This window comes from Frischella perrara (assembly GCF_000807275.1).
Lineage (GTDB): Bacteria > Pseudomonadota > Gammaproteobacteria > Enterobacterales > Orbaceae > Frischella > Frischella perrara.
Window position 1 is genome coordinate 2,129,787 of sequence record NZ_CP009056.1, and the last position, 17,303, is coordinate 2,147,089.

The 17,303-nt window shown below is 32.3% G+C and carries 18 protein-coding genes and 1 tRNA gene; 2 read left to right on the plus strand and 17 right to left on the minus strand.

Features of this window, described 5'->3' with window-relative positions:
* Positions 1 to 14 precede the first annotated feature (14 nt).
* From lpcA to FPB0191_RS09300, 16 genes are all read right to left on the minus strand, one after another.
* Positions 15 to 593 (minus strand): D-sedoheptulose 7-phosphate isomerase, encoded by a 579-nt coding sequence (gene lpcA, locus FPB0191_RS09240; protein WP_039105547.1) that lies wholly within the window; start codon positions 591 to 593, stop codon positions 15 to 17.
* Between the two features lie 297 nt (positions 594 to 890).
* Complete coding sequence (locus tag FPB0191_RS09245; RefSeq protein ID WP_039105548.1) at positions 891 to 1,769, minus strand: hypothetical protein; 879 nt, start codon at positions 1,767 to 1,769, stop codon at positions 891 to 893.
* Positions 1,770 to 2,133: 364 nt separating this feature from the next.
* Positions 2,134 to 3,015, minus strand: a complete 882-nt coding sequence (locus tag FPB0191_RS09250) for a hypothetical protein (protein ID WP_039105549.1) — start codon at positions 3,013 to 3,015, stop codon at positions 2,134 to 2,136.
* A 394-nt stretch (positions 3,016 to 3,409) separates the two neighbouring features.
* Entirely contained in the window at positions 3,410 to 4,288 is an 879-nt protein-coding gene (locus FPB0191_RS09255; RefSeq protein ID WP_039105550.1) for a hypothetical protein, read from the minus strand.
* 2 nt (positions 4,289 to 4,290) lie between these two features.
* Complete coding sequence (locus tag FPB0191_RS09260; RefSeq protein ID WP_039105551.1) at positions 4,291 to 7,092, minus strand: phage tail protein; 2,802 nt, start codon at positions 7,090 to 7,092, stop codon at positions 4,291 to 4,293.
* Positions 7,085 to 7,246 (minus strand): hypothetical protein, encoded by a 162-nt coding sequence (locus tag FPB0191_RS12210; RefSeq protein ID WP_202965333.1) that lies wholly within the window; start codon positions 7,244 to 7,246, stop codon positions 7,085 to 7,087. The genes FPB0191_RS09260 and FPB0191_RS12210 overlap by 8 nt, the downstream gene beginning before the upstream one ends.
* Positions 7,247 to 7,294: 48 nt before the next feature.
* Positions 7,295 to 7,516 (minus strand): hypothetical protein, encoded by a 222-nt coding sequence (locus FPB0191_RS09265; protein ID WP_039105553.1) that lies wholly within the window; start codon positions 7,514 to 7,516, stop codon positions 7,295 to 7,297.
* Positions 7,517 to 7,528: 12 nt separating this feature from the next.
* Positions 7,529 to 8,314 (minus strand): phage BR0599 family protein, encoded by a 786-nt coding sequence (locus FPB0191_RS09270; protein ID WP_039105555.1) that lies wholly within the window; start codon positions 8,312 to 8,314, stop codon positions 7,529 to 7,531.
* On the minus strand, positions 8,298 to 9,476 hold the full coding sequence (locus FPB0191_RS09275; RefSeq protein ID WP_039105557.1) for a hypothetical protein: 1,179 nt from the start codon (positions 9,474 to 9,476) through the stop codon (positions 8,298 to 8,300). The genes FPB0191_RS09270 and FPB0191_RS09275 overlap by 17 nt, the downstream gene beginning before the upstream one ends.
* 463 nt (positions 9,477 to 9,939) lie before the next feature.
* A complete protein-coding gene (locus FPB0191_RS12385) occupies positions 9,940 to 10,167 on the minus strand; it encodes a hypothetical protein (RefSeq protein WP_039105558.1) in 228 nt (75 codons plus the stop codon).
* Complete coding sequence (locus FPB0191_RS12445; protein WP_272866962.1) at positions 10,136 to 10,267, minus strand: hypothetical protein; 132 nt, start codon at positions 10,265 to 10,267, stop codon at positions 10,136 to 10,138. Before FPB0191_RS12445 ends, FPB0191_RS12385 begins: the two co-directional genes overlap by 32 nt.
* 1,075 nt (positions 10,268 to 11,342) lie before the next feature.
* Positions 11,343 to 11,430: transfer RNA gene (locus FPB0191_RS09285), tRNA-Ser, on the minus strand.
* 78 nt (positions 11,431 to 11,508) lie between these two features.
* Positions 11,509 to 11,598 (minus strand): cytochrome bd-I oxidase subunit CydH, encoded by a 90-nt coding sequence (gene cydH, locus FPB0191_RS12605; RefSeq protein WP_110021831.1) that lies wholly within the window; start codon positions 11,596 to 11,598, stop codon positions 11,509 to 11,511.
* Entirely contained in the window at positions 11,598 to 13,712 is a 2,115-nt protein-coding gene (gene prc / locus FPB0191_RS09290; RefSeq protein ID WP_082018298.1) for a carboxy terminal-processing peptidase, read from the minus strand. The genes cydH and prc overlap by 1 nt, the downstream gene beginning before the upstream one ends.
* A gap of 23 nt (positions 13,713 to 13,735) precedes the next feature.
* Positions 13,736 to 14,386, minus strand: a complete 651-nt coding sequence (proQ, locus tag FPB0191_RS09295) for an RNA chaperone ProQ (RefSeq protein ID WP_039105559.1) — start codon at positions 14,384 to 14,386, stop codon at positions 13,736 to 13,738.
* A 217-nt stretch (positions 14,387 to 14,603) separates the two neighbouring features.
* Positions 14,604 to 14,966, minus strand: coding sequence for a DNA-binding protein (locus FPB0191_RS09300; protein ID WP_039105564.1), 363 nt, complete (start codon positions 14,964 to 14,966; stop codon positions 14,604 to 14,606).
* A gap of 167 nt (positions 14,967 to 15,133) precedes the next feature.
* Here FPB0191_RS09300 and FPB0191_RS09305 point away from each other — a divergent pair, with 167 nt between their 5' ends.
* Together FPB0191_RS09305 and FPB0191_RS09310 are read left to right on the plus strand one after the other, a co-directional pair.
* Positions 15,134 to 15,412 carry a helix-turn-helix domain-containing protein gene (locus tag FPB0191_RS09305; RefSeq protein WP_039105568.1) on the plus strand — a complete coding sequence of 93 codons (279 nt, stop codon included), beginning with the start codon at positions 15,134 to 15,136 and terminating at the stop codon, positions 15,410 to 15,412.
* 174 nt (positions 15,413 to 15,586) lie between these two features.
* Entirely contained in the window at positions 15,587 to 16,150 is a 564-nt protein-coding gene (locus FPB0191_RS09310; RefSeq protein WP_039105570.1) for an HdeD family acid-resistance protein, read from the plus strand.
* 64 nt (positions 16,151 to 16,214) lie between these two features.
* Here FPB0191_RS09310 and rsgA read toward each other — a convergent pair whose 3' ends face one another.
* Complete coding sequence (rsgA, locus tag FPB0191_RS09315) at positions 16,215 to 17,249, minus strand: small ribosomal subunit biogenesis GTPase RsgA (RefSeq protein ID WP_039105571.1); 1,035 nt, start codon at positions 17,247 to 17,249, stop codon at positions 16,215 to 16,217.
* Between the last annotated feature and the right edge of the window lie 54 nt (positions 17,250 to 17,303).

Genomic DNA, 17,303 nt, shown 5'->3' on the forward strand with positions numbered 1-17,303 from the left:
AATAGGTTTAGGATTTATTTTGCCATTTCTTTTTCTATTAACATTATCAGAATATGGATAACTTTAATATGAATTTCTTGTATTCGATCAGCAAAACCGAAATGAGGAACACGAATTTCAATATCGGCAAGACCACTAATTTTGCCACCATCTTTACCGGTTAAAGCTATAACTTTCATTCCTTTTACTTTCGCTGCATGAATAGCATTGATTACATTAGCTGAATTACCGGAGGTTGAAATACCTAATAAAACATCACCGGTTTGTCCTACACCTTCCACATAACGTGAAAAAATTGCATCATATCCAAAATCATTACCTACACAAGATATATGACTTACATCTGAAATGGCAATCGCTGGATAAGCAGGACGGTTTTCACGATAACGCCCAGTGAGTTCTTCAGCAAAATGCATTGCATCACAATGTGATCCACCATTACCACAAGAAAGCACTTTACCACCTTTTTTAAATGAATCAGCAATTAATAATGCAGCTTGTTGAATAGTTTGAATATTGTGTTCATCGTTAACAAATTTCACTAACACATCTACAGCCTGATTCAATTCGGTTTGAATATCATTTATATACATAACAAAACAACCTTTTATTTAATAATAAGTACGTATCATAACAGTTTATATTTTTATAATATAAATATTGTTATAAATTGTAGCATTACAAGCTAGCTAATAAATTTAAATTAATAGATTTATTTCGTATTATATGGATAGATTAGATTAGCTTATATAGTTATTCAATAAGATTTGCATGTTTATTTTAAATAAGATAACAAAAGGTTGAGTAGTAATAGTTTGATAAACTAAGCAAAATAAATCGTAGAAGAAGTCTTAATGATGTTGAGGGTGCCAGAAAATTAGTAGCAACAACTATGCGAGGATATTATCAATAGCAACTGCATTTTTAACACCACCATTCTTGTAAAATGCAACCGCAAAATAATTAAATTTATTTCTTACTCTGAAAACAACCTCACCATGTTCATCACTTGTGTGTTTTGCTATTAAATCACCACTTTTCCTAGAATATAAATAAACTTCATGGGATGGTAACAAAGTACCATCTTGATCTTTCACCTTAGCTGGAATATATGTTTTATTTAATAACCAAAAAATTACATCATTAAATATATTCATACCTTCATTAGTTAATGCAATATTAAAAGGCAATCCCAGATATGCACAATCTGCGGCAAACGGTTCACCATATAAATTCAAATCACCTTTTCGAAACGTTGCACAAAGAACTGTTAGTCTATCAGAGCCGGCATAAAAATTACGAATCAAAAGTGGTGTCATATTCGCTGATGTTATGGAATCATGATATATATAATAAATGCACCAGCGAAAACCATATATCTTCCTGTCATAGACTGGGAAATTGCCATGGTAATTACCTGAAATAACATCTGCATTATTTATGATTCGATGCATATCACTAATATCGTAAGTAATATCTTTTGAAATACCTAGTGATCTAACTGCTGCCCCTTGCCCCGAGCCGGCGTATATTGGTGAACCAGCAAGTACAGGGATACCTTTATCAAGACTTTTTTTTATCGGGTTACCCTTTTTTGCTTCATTTGAATTTCTGTGATCCATTATCAGATCAAATGTTGACAGGTAATTTTCATTGTAATCACTTGACGTTGTATCACAAAAAATAACTTGGTGTTCTTCATGCCTTAAAGCGCTAATCATAACTTTAACGTCATCTTCTTTATCGCTACAAATAACTATTTTTGCCATTTTTAATCCTCAAATGTAAATTTCAATTCAGTTTTATGCTCATTCTTGAAAATAAATTCAATATCATTACCTACAATAGGTGTAGGTTTAAATTTTGACTTGATTTTGTACTATTTTTAATACTGATAATTCGAAACAAAAGTCCCCCTTTTTATAAGTGACTTATATAATCGAATTGTAGTTTTCACATAGAAAAAAGTGTGAAGAAACATATAATTGTGATAATTCTGATAATGCATAAAGGTTTCATCAAAAATCATCCATTATATGGTTGAGTTACGTGACAAACCCCTTAAGAATTGTCTTTTTTTATACAAATGCATTTAAAGCATCTTAGAGAAGAATGCTATTTTGGTAGCAACAACTATGCGAGGATATTATCAATAGCAACTGCATTTTTAACACCACCATTCTTGTAAAATGCAACCGCATAATAATTAAATTTATTTCTTATTCTGAAAACAACCTCACCATGTTCATCACTTTTGTGTTTTGCTATTAGATCCCCACTTTTCCTAGAATGTAAATAAACTTCATGGGATGGTAACAAAGTACCGTCTTGGTCTTTCACCTTAGCTGGAATATATGTTTTATTTAATAACCAAAAAATTACGTCATTTAATATATTCATACCTTCATTAGTTAATGCAATATTAAAAGGCAATCCCAGATATGCACAATCTGCAGCAAACGGTTCACCATCTAAATTCAAATCACCTTTTCGAAACGTTGCACAAAGAACTGTTAGTTTGTCAGAGCCGGCATAAAAATCACGAATCAAAAGTGGTGTCATATTTGCTGATGTTAAATTGTTATCATGATATATGTAATAAACGCACCAGCGAGTGCCATATATCTTCCTGTCATAGACTGGAAAATCATCTTGGTAATTACCTGAAATAACATCTGTATTATTCATGATTCGATGCATATCACAAATATCGTTAATAATTTTTTTTGAAATACCTAGTGATCTAACTGCTGCCCCTTGCCCCGAGCCAGTGAATACTGGTGAACCTGCAATTACAGGGATACCTTTATCAAAACTTTTTTTTATCGGGTTACCCTTTTCTGCTTCATTTGAATTTCTGTGATCCATTATCAGATCAAATGTTGACAGGTAATTTTCATTGTAATCACTTGACGCTGTATCACAAAAAATAACTTGGTGTTCTTCATGCCTTAAAGCGCTAATCATAACTTTAACGTCATCTTCTTTATCGCTACAAATAACTATGTTTGCCATTTTTAATCCTCAAATGTAAATTTCAATTCGGTTTTATGCTCTTTCTTGAAGATAAATTCAATATCATTACCTACAATAAGTATAGGTTTAAATTTTGACTTGATTTTGTATTATTTTTAATACTAGATAATTCGAAACAAAAGTCCCCCTTTTTATAAGTGACTATATAATCGAATTGTAGTTTTCACATAGAAAAAGTGTGAAGAAACATATAATTGTGATAATTATGATAATGCAGAAAGGTTTCATCAAAAATCATCCAATATATGGTAGAGTTACGTGACAAAACCCTTAAGAATTGTCGTTTTTTATACAAATGCATTTAAAGCAACTTAGAGAAAATTGAAACGCATAGCTGCCCAAAAATATTAGATGAATGCTATTTTAGCAACAGTTATGCGAGTATGGTATCGATAGCAATAGCATTTTTAACACTACCATTACTGTAAAACGCAACTGCATAATAATCAAATTTATGTCTTATTCTGAAAACGATCTCACCATGTTCATCACTTTTGTATTTTGCGATCAAATCACCATTTTTCCTGGAATGTAAATAAACCTCATGGGATGATAATAAACTACCATCTTGGTCTTTCACCTTAGCTGTAATATATGTTTTATTTAATAACCAAAAAATCACATCATTTAATATATTCATGCCTTCATTAGTTAATTCAACATCAAACGGAAATCCCAAAAATGCACAATCAGCTGCAAATGGTTCACCATCTAAATTCAAATCACCTTTTTGAAATGTTGCACAAACAACTGTTAGTCTCCGATAGCTAGAGCCTGCAAAAAAATTACGAACCAAGATTGGAGTCATATTCTTTATCGTTGAACTGTCACCATGATACATACAAAAAACCGAACTAGAACCATTTTCCGTTTTATAGACTGAAAAATCATCTTGATAGCTACCCGAAATAACATCTGTATTATTTAGGATTCGATACATATCATTAGAACTATAAGTGAAATTTTTTGAAATACCTAGTGAGTTAACTGCTGTACCTGACGCCGAGCCACTGTATTTTGGTGAACCTGCAATTACAGGGATACCTTTATCAAGACTTTTTTTTATCGGGTTACCCTTTTTTGCTTCATTGGAATTTCTGTGATCCATTATCAGATCAAATGTTGACAGGTAGTTTTCATTGTAATCAATTGATGCAGTATTACAAAAAACAACTTGATGTTCCTGTCTTAAAGCGCTAATCATAACCTTAACGTCATCTTCTTCATCACTGCAAATAACTATGTTTGCCATTTTTAATCCTCAAATATAAATTCTAATTCGGTTTTATGTTCTTTATCGAAAATAAATTCAATATCTTTACCTACATTAAGTGTATGTTTAAATTTTTGACTTGATTCTAAATCATTTTTAATGCTAGATAATTCGATATGAAAATCCCCTTTTTTTAAGTGACTAATATCAAACAGAAAACACGGTTCTTCGACAATTGTGTCAACAAGTACATTAGAGAAATGCCGTAATATGACGCGATATTTAACACCATTTTCCACTGTTACATCACCCTCATACCAGCCGACCATGATGCCAGATGTTTGTTGTAATCGATTTCGAGACGACCAGTTAATTTCAATAGTTTTCCCTATTATTGATGAGGGATAATAACTACCATTGATTGTTACATTAGCGGGTGGATATGGTCTAATCGCTCTCCCTGTGATATCAACAACACGCCCTGTAGCATCTGTGATATCAAGCAAATTTGTGGAAGTTCTAGTTATGATACGGCAATCAACTTTATCACCCTCGTTATATTCCTCTGATTTTAACATTAGCTGACCACCACAAAAATATACTCGGCTATTTTGACTATGCATTTCGGGAATGGTATCAAGACAGCCTCTTTTGACAATCAATTCATTGCCATTATGGGATTCAACAAATAAAATTTCATCATCAATCAAAATCCACTTATATTCATCATCTTCTAGGCTCCCGTTTAATGTGATTACTGAATCCATTCTGTCAATTTGACTTAATAGTTTTCTCATTTCACATTCAAAAACATTCTCTGCATTATCAAAATTATCAGATAATGAAGTTACCAATTCTGCAAGGAGTGCATTTTCAGGTAAGCCTACAAATGCCGCAGCAATTTGCCCACTTAATTCATTGTCACCTGTTAATAACCTATCGACCATTTGTTGCCCGTAATTATAAACTAGTTCGTAATAAGGTGATTCGATAATGACAAAATCCTCGACAGGGCGAGCAATACCTTTGTCAGGTGAAACAGAGGGTTGAACATTGATAACAGATGATGTGGGTAATGAAAATACATCACGCGAACATTCAAATGTAACTTGATTGTTTTTCTGCGTACCGTAATCAGCAGATATTATTCTCATTACAACGTTATCTAACCCTAAATGTGGCATATTTAATAAAAATACATCACCTCGACCTAACGTTCTGCCATCTAAATTGATAGTTAACGTGACAGATTCGAGATCGGATGACAAATAAGCTAGGTCTCTCATTGCTAATCGAGAAGCCAACAGACGGCTATAAACTGTATCATATGAAACGGTTGTATTATTTTCCCGCCCAGCTATTGCGATTAAAGCATCATCGCGTACTGTCACCGATCCCTGTTTATAATCATTTTTTCTATCAATGAAATTGACCGTAACAGAATTGATCATCTCAGTAACGATATTTTTTTTGATATCTGAAATTTTAACAATATTAGTTTTATCAAAAATTGGTAATTTAGTTATGTCATAATTATCCCTAATCAACTTTATTTCAAACTGATTTGTTTCCGCGTTTTGTACAAGCACACAATCAGCAACTTTTTCAATATTTTTCCTTAAATCTTCAAATTTGCTCTGACTGTTCCAAAGATAAGATAAACCTAGCCGCTCTTCAAAAAATTTATCTGCAGCTATTTTGAATGAACTCTCATTTATAAGGTTTTGCAATGATTGAGAATTAAATCCCGTATGTTGACTCAAAACCAATTCTCTGAGAATGTGTGCAGGATTCATATCATAATCAGCGCAATTAATAGCGGATATCACAGTGTCATAAATGAGATCGGAATTAACATCAGAAATAATAGGAACGCCATCTTCTGGTGTATTATCAATTTTTGAACTCAAAGATATGTTTCGATTAACAATATTAATACAATAAATATTGACCTCTCGACCTTCTTTCTCGCTAAAATTACCTCTTTTATTGATTAGATCGTGAATTTTATTATTTTTAATAGAATCCACATCCTCTAGCTCACCATCACTCACAAAAATGCAGCAAAGATTCATCCCAATACTATTTATGTCTTCAAAAAAATTTACAGATTCGCTCAAAACAGTTTCAAGATTTTCTCCCCCTACAATTGTCAGGTTATCAATAAAATCCAAAAGATCAGGAATGTCATTTTTTGAAACATTCCTGATCAATTTTTTCTGTGGAGATCTTCCTTGATATGTTGTGATTAAAATATCAAGCCTAGTTAAATTTAGGTTTATAGACGCCTCAAGTTTATTAATCGCCTTTTTCATTGCTGTTTTTAATGCAATGATCCGCTCCCCACGCATACTTTCAGATGTATCTAAAATAAAATGTATAGCAATATTTTCAAACCAGTCATCTGATTTAATGGCTGCTCGTTCGTTATACCACTGCGGTGTTTTTTTTGCGTCCTGATAGTGTATACGCTGCACCACAAACGAAACATCCTTTAAATATGGATTATTTCCCCAATAAAAATGCCTAAAAACCGCACCGGCCACGTAACGATAGGCAGGTACAATTTCAGAAATTTTTCTAGCTAGATAATTATTTCGACTATGTTTATCATGACCTGAATAAATATCAATATAACCAGATACTCCCCCCTCCCTGGATTGACCACCAAACAACGATGTTTTATTGATATTTAATGTTCCATCTTGAATTGCGCCTTGCCATGCGACTCTGTCCGCAATACTAATATTGATCAGCTTATCAATACTGCCTTGACAAAAAATCATGCTAGCGCCGGCATAATATTTGTAACCTTCCGTCTGTTTTTTCTTATTCTCACTCATATCGCCGCCTTGCTTGTTCGATTACTTGATTTGCCATTACATCATTAATTTTTAATAAAATTTCAGCATCAATACCATTTTTTAGAAAATCAGACCAATCTAAACAATGGCGAAAAAAAAGAACGAGTGCCTGAACTGCATTGTTGCGCAGCAATCAAATTCTCTCGTCTAACAATCAAACTCATTTGTTACTACCGCCTTTTTATCGAATTACCTCAACTGATTTATCACCTACCCATGTGTAAATTGGATTTGTTATTTTAACTGTACCAAATACAATGGGTATTTCCGTACCCTCCGTTGATGTACCTGTTTTGAACTCATCTGCTTCTATTTTCTGTTGATTTTTTTTGTTGTGTGAACCAACCATGCCTTCAACTAAACCTGCTACATCAGCAGGTAATTCTCCGATTAATGAAAACATAAAACCTCTATTTTAAACAATTGAATGACCACTATTTAGCGGTTCTAAAGGAAGATAAGGAAAACCACCATAATTAAGCGTATTATTGAACGTGGCACAAGAAGCAAGCGTTCTTGAACACCCCTTATACAACGCTACCGATGTAATTCCATTGCGCAAATTATCGACAATTTGTTGATTATGTCTAAATAACGTGATTGATGTTTCATAATGATTTTTAATAAATGTTTGCTCGCCATTTGGCACCTGCACTATTCCACCAGAAAAATATCCACTGGGAACCTCTTTTTCAAAAATAAGAGATAACACATCATTTTTATACGACGTAACCTCACCCATTATTTTAAAATTTTCCCGATTTAAACCACATCGCTCACTGTATAACGAATATCGACAATTTCTCTGCACTCGATCATTAACCCCTGTTTGTGCTGTTCTAGTGATTAATAATTCAAAAGTCATGCCCATTTCATTATCTGAAACGGACGTTTGAGTTAATCGACCACTCCATGAAATTGTAGTTTGGTAATTTCTATCCAATGTATAAATGTCAACTAACAAATATTTCGATATATCAGGTGTTATCCATTGTTTAACAACCTCATTTGTAATTGGCATGGTTATAGTGATTTTATTTTTAGATAACGACGCGTCGCGTTTGATTGAAGTTCGGTTAATTGACTCTTTAATGTAAGTGTTATCGTTAATAATTATTTCTCGCATACCCGTCGTGTAGCGGTATGTGTTTACACCGTCATAAAAAACATACAACTCTGATTGTTTAAAAATATTGATCATCAAAAACCTCCACTACCTGAATATTGGATTCCGCCTGTTGGTTTGTATTATATTTAATTTGCACACTGTCGCTGTCGAACCTACACAACATGAGATGACTGATTTTTTTGACTGGCTTTTTAATGGTTTTATCGATAATGAGTACAGTGTTATCATACTCGTCTTGTTTTACATCCATTATCTTTACATACACAACGGAATTATCATGGAATAGTGCTAAATATTTAAAAGAAGGTAAATCGCTATAATAAATGCTTTTAATGGTAATTTGATTACCACGAATATTATCATCACATACATTTACATCATCACATAGCCAAAATGGGGTGAGTCTCCCACCAATTCGATAAATAAACTCCTTAAATTTTGTTATTTCATCCAATCCATCAAGATAGAATTTGATTATTCCTGATGATTTAGTGCGATCCCATCTCTCCATTCTAGTGATTTTACCAAGTTCATAATCAACAATATCAATGTTTTTATTGAATGATGACTCGTTAACACTATAATTATTATGAAGTACTTCTATACCAAGATATGTTTCAGTTTCAATTGATTTTGCGCGATATATTGGCGATTCAATTAATTCAATGGTTACATCAAATTGAGTATCAAAATTTGGCGTTTTATAAGTAACATTTTTTAAACAACATTCCTGTAATGGTAATAAATAGGCTGTTAGATAATCATTGACAAGATAAAGTCCTTGTTTTTTTTCATCTGTTGGGTCTTTGAAAATAAATTCCATTTCCTGATGTTTTTGATTGTCAAACACAAACTCTAATGACTCAATTTTTGATGATTTTAACCAAGTAGCGACCTCATTTTTTGAGCTATCCTGATAAATTAGCAGATTATCGCCCTCATGATTATTAAAATAATTTTCAAATAAAAATGTGTTCTTATTAATAGGACCTATATAAACAGCCCTAAACCAATCAGGTATGAACCAAATATCAGTTGAATTATTATGTAGCAAATTAATATATCGACTTCTGTTATGCGGATGCGCTATAAATGAATAATCAAGCGTTACGCGTGGTAATGAACGTAACATTATTCTATGTTCTCGACCGTCCCTTGATTCGATAATATCTGTTAGCCATTCGAAAGTCTCTTTCGATCCCACTAACGGCTTTTCAGCAATAACATTTAGCATTATGACCTCAAATTCAGGTATAAAAAAACCGTCTACTGACGGTTTGTGTTAAAGTACGTTATAAATTCCAAATGTATAAACTTATAGTTAAGTTGACTAGCTAAAAAATGAATAAAAAAATTTATCAACTAAAAGAATTGAAATATTAATGAGAAATTTAAAACAACATATTAAACCATAGCAAAAATAATGGACTTGCCAATATGACAACTTCTATTATTGTAAAAATCATTAATCTCTCTTAAATATCAATAACTTTCTAATTTTATTTTTAAAATCTTAATATTCATTTTTTATTATAGAAAACATCATTTTTCTATTCATTTAAAACACTCTTAACTTAGAGTTTATTGCATTAAGATAATTTAAAACCCAAAGTAAATAATTAGCTAGCGTTGATAATCGTCGCCAACTCTTTCCCATTATCTCTATTTATCTGCATGATTTGTTTGATATCCTCTTGTTATGAAAACCATTGTTCTGCGAATTCAAAATTACTCACTAAAGCAATATTAATGATTGATGATACGATTTGCAGTGCATTTCCCTGTGTTGCAGATTGTGAATAGTTATTAACTATTTCTAGATACTGTAAACTACTCATATCGCCACGCAGCAACGCTTCTAAATTATCAACACCAATTCTACGAGTTGTAACGTTATTTATGACGAATTCTTGACCGTTTATCAATTACCACTTGAATTTCTGGAATGATTGTCACGCCATCACCAACTTCTTCGTTAGTTATTACTGGTAAATAAAATTTTTCGTTTATTTTTATAAATGACATAATTCCCTCTTAGGATTGAACTTTACCCTGAAAATAAAAAAGCCACATATAGTGACTTTGTGATAACTGATTGATGTCTCTGATTATGAATGTGTATCGCTTAAATCGTCTCGTATTAAAAATCTGCCAGATCTATCAAAAATTGTTTTAGTTTTATTTCGTTAGCTCTTGGTATTTGTGAATATTTGATGTCTTATACAGGTCTTGCCCTGATTGTGCTTGTTTTATTAGTTGGGAATATGAAGTTTTAGCAGCTTACTAGTTATTACTGTGTAATATTCTAGCTATGCTGTGAAATTAGTTTTGAGTTAGTTCAAAGTTGGATATAAAAAGCCGACTTTCGTCGGCTTAGTCAGTTACATTTTCGGTAATAAATTCGTTATTATTACTTCGAGTTCATTCTATTGTTTATTGGCTTCGCATTCCATATATCGAGGGAACAAATTTATTCCATGCGCTCATTAGCTTACATGCATATTCCCGGTTCCTGTCCTGTTTTTGTTAAATTAGAGTTCATAACCAAAATAAAGCCTAATTACCAAGTATTAGATGTATTAAATATAAGATTAAGAGTTTTTAGCACTATTCGTATTTTGAGATGAATTTATTATCAATAAGAATATAAATAGTTAGAAGTGGAAAACAACTAATATAGTGAATTAGATATATATTATATACAAAAAAGCCCTCAATTGAGGGCTCTTTATAAAATATTCTATTGTGGCTAATTTAGATCATTTATTTCCCAATGTCAACACTTTAATAAAACATTTTTGCTTTTTAATAATTTATTAATTATATAACTTACTAAATAATTTCACTCATCTATCTAATATTTAAAAGTCCTATCTCATCTGATAGTTTATAGGGCTTATTTTTAGGTTTAGCATTTTCGTTCTGCTTTACGGCTAAAGACATAACATTGTCCTTCGATACTATGAATAATACATGAATAGCATAAACCTTAATTGAATAACTAAATCTTAATAGGGTTTAATTTTATAAGTGAAACTAACGTAGTTTCAGGGATTTTTAAGTAAAGTTAAATTAATTGATTTGAATGGAATATAACTGATGGCGGTGAGGAAGGGATTCGAACCCTTGATACGTTGCCGTATACACACTTTCCAGGCGTGCTCCTTCAACCACTCGGACACCTCACCATGCATTTTAGGTGCATACTATAACTTTGGCTTAACCGAAGGTCAAGCCTAAGTTATAGCTAACTGCTGAATAAAGTATCAATGAATAACAACCACACTACCAAAAATACTAAATACAACCAAAACACAAACCACAGTATAAAGTGCAAATTTTAAATTAGTATCCATTATTTAGATTCCTTATCATTCATAATTGGTGAATTAAGATCAAGCATTATTGCATTCGATGGTAATTGAGAAACCTTAATATCTGGATAAAGCTTAGCTAAATCAAATAATATTGCTTCCGCTTCATCTAAATAGGCATCTTTAACTTTAAAATCTTTCGGCAAATCTTCTAACTTGGATATAGCTTGTTTACCGGCAAGTTTTAAACGTTCATTCATTCTTAATAACTCTTCGTTATCAGTTTCTTTTTGTTTCTTTTCACGTTCTACTTTATTTAAAGAAACTACGTATTGCTGATCTTTATTGTCATTATATTTTTTTATGTCCGCTTCTATATAATTAAATTCAGGATCATTTTTAATACGCTCTAAGTGATGTTGTTTTAATTCAGGTAATATTGACTTAATATCAAATAACACATGATAATCAGCAACAGCCACACTATCCCATGGTAAAGCATTATCAAGATAACGCTCTCCAGTATCATCAATATATCTTAGAGGACTCATTTCAATATCAGGCATCACACCTCTAAGTTGTGTGCTACCACCGTTTATTCTGTAGAATTTTTGTATTGTATACTGAACGCCACCTAATGCAGGCCAATTAGGATGAATTGTTGCATCAATAGGATAAGCAATATTGCGAGAAGTTTGTACTGTTCCTTTACCATAAGTATCTTCCCCAACAATCACTGCTCTACCATAATCTTGTAACGCTGCAGAAAAAATCTCAGATGCTGACGCACTATATCGATTAACCATGACAACTATTGGTCCAACATATTGTACAGACTCATCTCGATCATCATATACAACGACACTTTGCAAGTTATCTTTAACTTGTACGACTGGACCTTTTTCAATGAATAAACCAGTCAAACTAATTACCTCTGCTAAAGAACCACCGCCATTATTACGTAGATCAATAACAATACCTGACACATTATTTTTATTAGCTTCGGTTAATAATTTAACGACTCTATCAGTCAGTCCCATATAAAAACTTGGGATATCAATTAATGCAACCTTACCTTGTGCTGTCTGTTTAATAGTGAGTTTAGCTTCACGATCTTCAAAATGGATTTTATCTCGTTTAATTTCAATAATTTTAGTTTTACTATTGTTCCCTGCGGGTAAAATCTCTAATTTTACAATAGTCCCTTTCGGACCACGTATTTTGTCGACGATATCATCTAATCGCCAACCTATCACATCTTCAATAGGGTTATTTTTTTGTCCAACACCGATAATTCTATCACCAATAGCTAATTGCTTACTTTTTTCGGCTGGACCTCCAGTCACAAATGAAACAATACGTGTATAATCATCTTCTTGCGATAATGTGGCGCCAATACCTTCAAATGATAAACTCATTTCAGAATCGAAATCGCGCTTAGTTCTAGGCGCTAAATAGCTAGTATGCGGATCGATTTCTCTGGCAAAGGCATTCATAAATACTTGAAATGCATCTTCGGGTTTTACTTGAACTAACGTGCGTAAAATTTGATTATACCGTTTAGTAAGAATTTCTCTAATTTCTAATTCTTTTTTACCTGATAAAGCTAAACTAAGCTCATCATATTTCACACGTTTACGCCAATAATCATCTAGCTCTTGCTCGCTAACTGCCCATGCTAAATCATCACGTTTAAAATTAATGGACTCTGAAGTTGAAAAATCCATTGGCTCTTTTAACTGTGCTAAGGCAAATTGATAACGTTCGAAACGTTTTTTCAAAGATAAATTATAGATATCAAAAGCTGTTCTAAGATCGCCATCTCTTAACTCTTTACCCAATCCAGTTTGCCTTTCTCTAAACGTATCAATATCGCTTTTTATAAATATTGTTTTATTGCTATCAAGCAATTTAAAATAGCGATCAAATATCTTAGAAGAAAAAACACCGTCTAAATCAAATTTACGAAAATGAGATTGTGTAAAATAATTAGTCACTCGTCTAGAAACAACCTGATGAATAGGATCAGATTCCAACTTGGGTAATTGGTCGATTGAATATTCTTTTGCCTGACTAACAGAGGTTAAACATGCTGTAAAAATAATTAAGCTTGATAAACATCTCTTAATAGACAAATAATAGTTATATTTTTTCATTCAAAATCCCATTTATACAAAAGCTACATATAAATATGTTCAATTGTAACGGTTAGTTCCATACCAGAAGATACTTTGACTTTTATATGCTCTTTTTCTATGTTCGAAATAATTGCTGATACAGGCTTACTCCCCAAAACAACTTTAACAGAATTACCCACTTGTAGATTCTCAGCAACAGCTTTATTCAATTTTAATTCAGGTTTGCTTTGACGATTACTGTTAGCAGCGTCTCGTTTAACGTTTGATTTTGCTTTTTTAAGACCAGATTTATTAAATGCCGGTTTTTTTGTACGAGAATTTGGCGCTAATTGTTCTTTATTTTTAGTTTCTCTTTGTGCTTTAACTTTTGCTTTGCTTGCTTTTAATAACTCTAGCGCATGGGTCGCCTGCTCATTTGTCACTGCTTCACAAACATTTCCATCTAAGTCAATACGAGAGGCACCTTCTTTAACACTATATAAATACCGCCAACTTGCAGTATATACTCGTAAAGCTAATCTTAGTTTAGTTTTACTCAACTGAATGTTATCACCTAAACGGTCGATGATGTCTTGAAATATGCCAATTTTCAGTGGTTTAACTTCACCTTCAGTGGTGAAGCATTTAGGAAACTGATTAGCTAAATAAGCAATAATAGTTTTACTACCTGTTAATTCAGACTGTGTATCCATTATGATTTCCATAACAACGATTTTATATTAATTAAAGTATTAGGTGCTAGAGTATATCGTAGCTTCACTCTTTAGCAAAATAATTATTGCAAATATCAATAGCAATATTGATATCCAATTTATAAATTATATTATATAAAATGCTATTATTTAACTGAAATATATAACCGTTTTATTATGAAAACATTAATCAGTGACTACACATAAAATACTATTATTATTTTTTAGAAATCATTTGTTGTTCAATTACACTGATTAATCCATTAACACCATCATGAATTAACCAATTTTTAATAAATTCTTTTTGCTCTTCTTTTAACACATTAAATGCCGAAATCCAAAGTTGTAATGGTTCTAAATCATCGATCTTATAATCCCTTGATTTCTCTTTAACTTGTAATGTAGATTTTACAAAATCTGGAAAACTATCAATGTGATATTCTACAGCTTTACCTTGAATTCCACTACGTTTACGACTTTTCCAACCTTCAACTCGTGCTTTACGATTAATCCCTTGTGGAGTTGAAGGTAACCCTTCAATTTTTATCAAATCTTTTGATGAAAACCATTGTTTTGCCATTTCCTTGCCCACTTTTAGAAAATAAAGAAAAATATTAAACTTTTAAGAAAATATGTTACAATAAAATAGTAAGTAACTTAATTCACCAATACATATAAACAAAAATACTTACTAAAACTAGTAATAAAAATAGAGAATAACATAGATAGAAAATAAGGAAAAGACCTATGGAAAATTGCTTACAAGACTGGCATAGTGCTGATATTATAGCAGCTCTCAAAAAACAAGGTTTGACTCTTTCAGAGTTATCGCGTCAATCAGGTTTGAGTTCAACAACATTAAACAATGCATTGGTAAGACCATGGACTAAAGGAGAGTTGATCATATCAAACGCATTAGGAGTCAAACCGCAAGAAATTTGGCCTAGTCGCTATATTAATATGCTAAATAAAAAACCTATAAAACGCGTACTACGTTCTAAAATAATTAATGATACGAAATCCTAATCATTGATATATACAATTTTAGCCACTCCTTTAACAAACTATCAAGACAGTAGCGATAACTAAATCAATGCTACTGTCACATTTGTACACGTAAAAAATATAAAAAAATCATAGATATATTATAAATTAGGCGTAAAATCACGATATGAATCAACATATCATATAGGTGTTTTTATGACGCGATCAACTCAAAATCTGACAAATATCTCACTGCAATTTAAAAGTAATTGGGGATGGTTTATTGCTATCGGTATACTTTTGATTATTTTTGGTATTTTCGCTCTAACCTATCAATTTTTTGCGACTGTCTTTTCAATTTATTTTATTGGTTTTTTACTCGTCATCGCTGGCTTGGCACTGAGTGTGCACTCTTTTCGAATTAAAGGATTTGGTCAGACTACCTTATGGGCAATAATGGGCGTTTTATACATTATTGCAGGTATAGCCACTTTTATTCAGCCAATTTTAGCTTCAACAGCCATCACTTTAGTTATAGCCTTTCTATTCACAGCAAATGGTGTAATACAAATTATTGGCGCGTTTACTAATCGCCATTTACCCTACTGGGGCTGGTGGTTATTTTCAGGTATTATGACCTTATTATTAGGGGTTATCATTCTGTTTGGTTGGCCGGGTAATAGTTTATGGATATTAGGTATGTTTTTAGGTATAGATCTAATATTTCAAGGCTGGACTTATGTTGTGCTTGGTATAGGGCTAAAAACAAGTCAAAATTAATCTTATTTAACCAAAACCGCAAGCATCAGAACTTGCGGTTTTTTATGTTTCAATTGATAAAAAATTAAAACTTAAAGGATTTATTTGTTTTTAATTTAACGTCTTGCATTGTCTGTAAAATGCGATGATAGTTTTCCAAACGCCAGCTCGCTATTTTTCCATTTAATACTGCATTTTGTAAACCGCAATTTTTATCAGTTGAGTGATTACAATCACGAAATTGGCAATCACCTAAATAATCGTAGAATTCTTTAAAGCCTTGCATTATTTGTGTAGGTTCTAAGTGCCATAAACCGAACTCACGAATACCTGGAGAATCAATGATATTCCCCCCACTGGGTAAATGATAAAGACGTGTTGTTGTTGTTGTGTGTTGACCTAAACCTGAAATTTCAGATATTTCACCAACATTAACTTGTTGAGAAATTTGAGGTAACAATTGATGTATTAAACTCGATTTTCCAACTCCTGATTGCCCAACCAAAATTGACGTTTTATTCTGTAACATACATCTTAATTCATCTAATCCTTGCTGTTGTTTACACGAAATATACAATACCTGATATCCTAAATGACGATAATAATCTAAGTGTTTGAACACATCCTGTTGTTGAGATTCATCTAGCAAGTCAATTTTATTAAGTACGATAACTGGCTCAATATCTGTCACCGCACAAGCGACAAGATAGCGATCAATAATATTCAAGGATAACTCTGGTAACACGGCTGAAATAATCATAATCTGGTCAATATTTGCCGCAACAGGTTTGATACCATCATAGAAATCGGGGCGAACAAGTTCAGAAGTACGAGGATGAACAGCTTCAATGACACCGTTGGTCTGCTCGTCTTTACTTTTACGCCAAATAACCCGATCACCAGTTACAATTGAAGCAAGAGTACGACGAATATTGCAACGATAAACTTGCTGTGCTGAATCTTCAACATCGGCGATTTTACCATACCGACTAATTACCGTACCTTCTTCAGGATTAAGAAAAAGATTTTCATCATATTGTTCAACTCTTTTCTGCAACCGTTTGTCATGTTTAGCATTAACCCGACGTTGCTGAATTTTGGATAATCGATTTTTTGCCACAAAGCCTCATTACTATATGTAAAATTAGTTAATCACAATCTAGAAAAATATAAT

Excerpts from the sequence above, each read along its gene's own strand:
- FPB0191_RS09300 (WP_039105564.1), bottom strand. The coding sequence starts at position 14,966 with ATGGCAAAACAATGGTTTTCATCAAAAGATTTGATAAAAATTGAAGGG.
- FPB0191_RS09265 (WP_039105553.1), bottom strand. The coding sequence starts at position 7,516 with ATGTTTTCATTAATCGGAGAATTACCTGCTGATGTAGCAGGTTTAGTT.
- FPB0191_RS12445 (WP_272866962.1), bottom strand. The coding sequence starts at position 10,267 with ATGTCATTTATAAAAATAAACGAAAAATTTTATTTACCAGTAATAACT.
- FPB0191_RS09305 (WP_039105568.1), top strand. The coding sequence starts at position 15,134 with ATGGAAAATTGCTTACAAGACTGGCATAGTGCTGATATTATAGCAGCT.
- FPB0191_RS09310 (WP_039105570.1), top strand. The coding sequence starts at position 15,587 with ATGACGCGATCAACTCAAAATCTGACAAATATCTCACTGCAATTTAAA.
- FPB0191_RS09255 (WP_039105550.1), bottom strand. The coding sequence starts at position 4,288 with ATGGCAAACATAGTTATTTGCAGTGATGAAGAAGATGACGTTAAGGTT.
- FPB0191_RS09275 (WP_039105557.1), bottom strand. The coding sequence starts at position 9,476 with ATGCTAAATGTTATTGCTGAAAAGCCGTTAGTGGGATCGAAAGAGACT.
- prc (WP_082018298.1), bottom strand. The coding sequence starts at position 13,712 with ATGAAAAAATATAACTATTATTTGTCTATTAAGAGATGTTTATCAAGC.
- lpcA (WP_039105547.1), bottom strand. The coding sequence starts at position 593 with ATGTATATAAATGATATTCAAACCGAATTGAATCAGGCTGTAGATGTG.
- cydH (WP_110021831.1), bottom strand. The coding sequence starts at position 11,598 with ATGGATACTAATTTAAAATTTGCACTTTATACTGTGGTTTGTGTTTTG.
- FPB0191_RS09260 (WP_039105551.1), bottom strand. The coding sequence starts at position 7,092 with ATGAGTGAGAATAAGAAAAAACAGACGGAAGGTTACAAATATTATGCC.
- FPB0191_RS09245 (WP_039105548.1), bottom strand. The coding sequence starts at position 1,769 with ATGGCAAAAATAGTTATTTGTAGCGATAAAGAAGATGACGTTAAAGTT.
- FPB0191_RS09270 (WP_039105555.1), bottom strand. The coding sequence starts at position 8,314 with ATGATCAATATTTTTAAACAATCAGAGTTGTATGTTTTTTATGACGGT.
- FPB0191_RS09250 (WP_039105549.1), bottom strand. The coding sequence starts at position 3,015 with ATGGCAAACATAGTTATTTGTAGCGATAAAGAAGATGACGTTAAAGTT.
- proQ (WP_039105559.1), bottom strand. The coding sequence starts at position 14,386 with ATGGATACACAGTCTGAATTAACAGGTAGTAAAACTATTATTGCTTAT.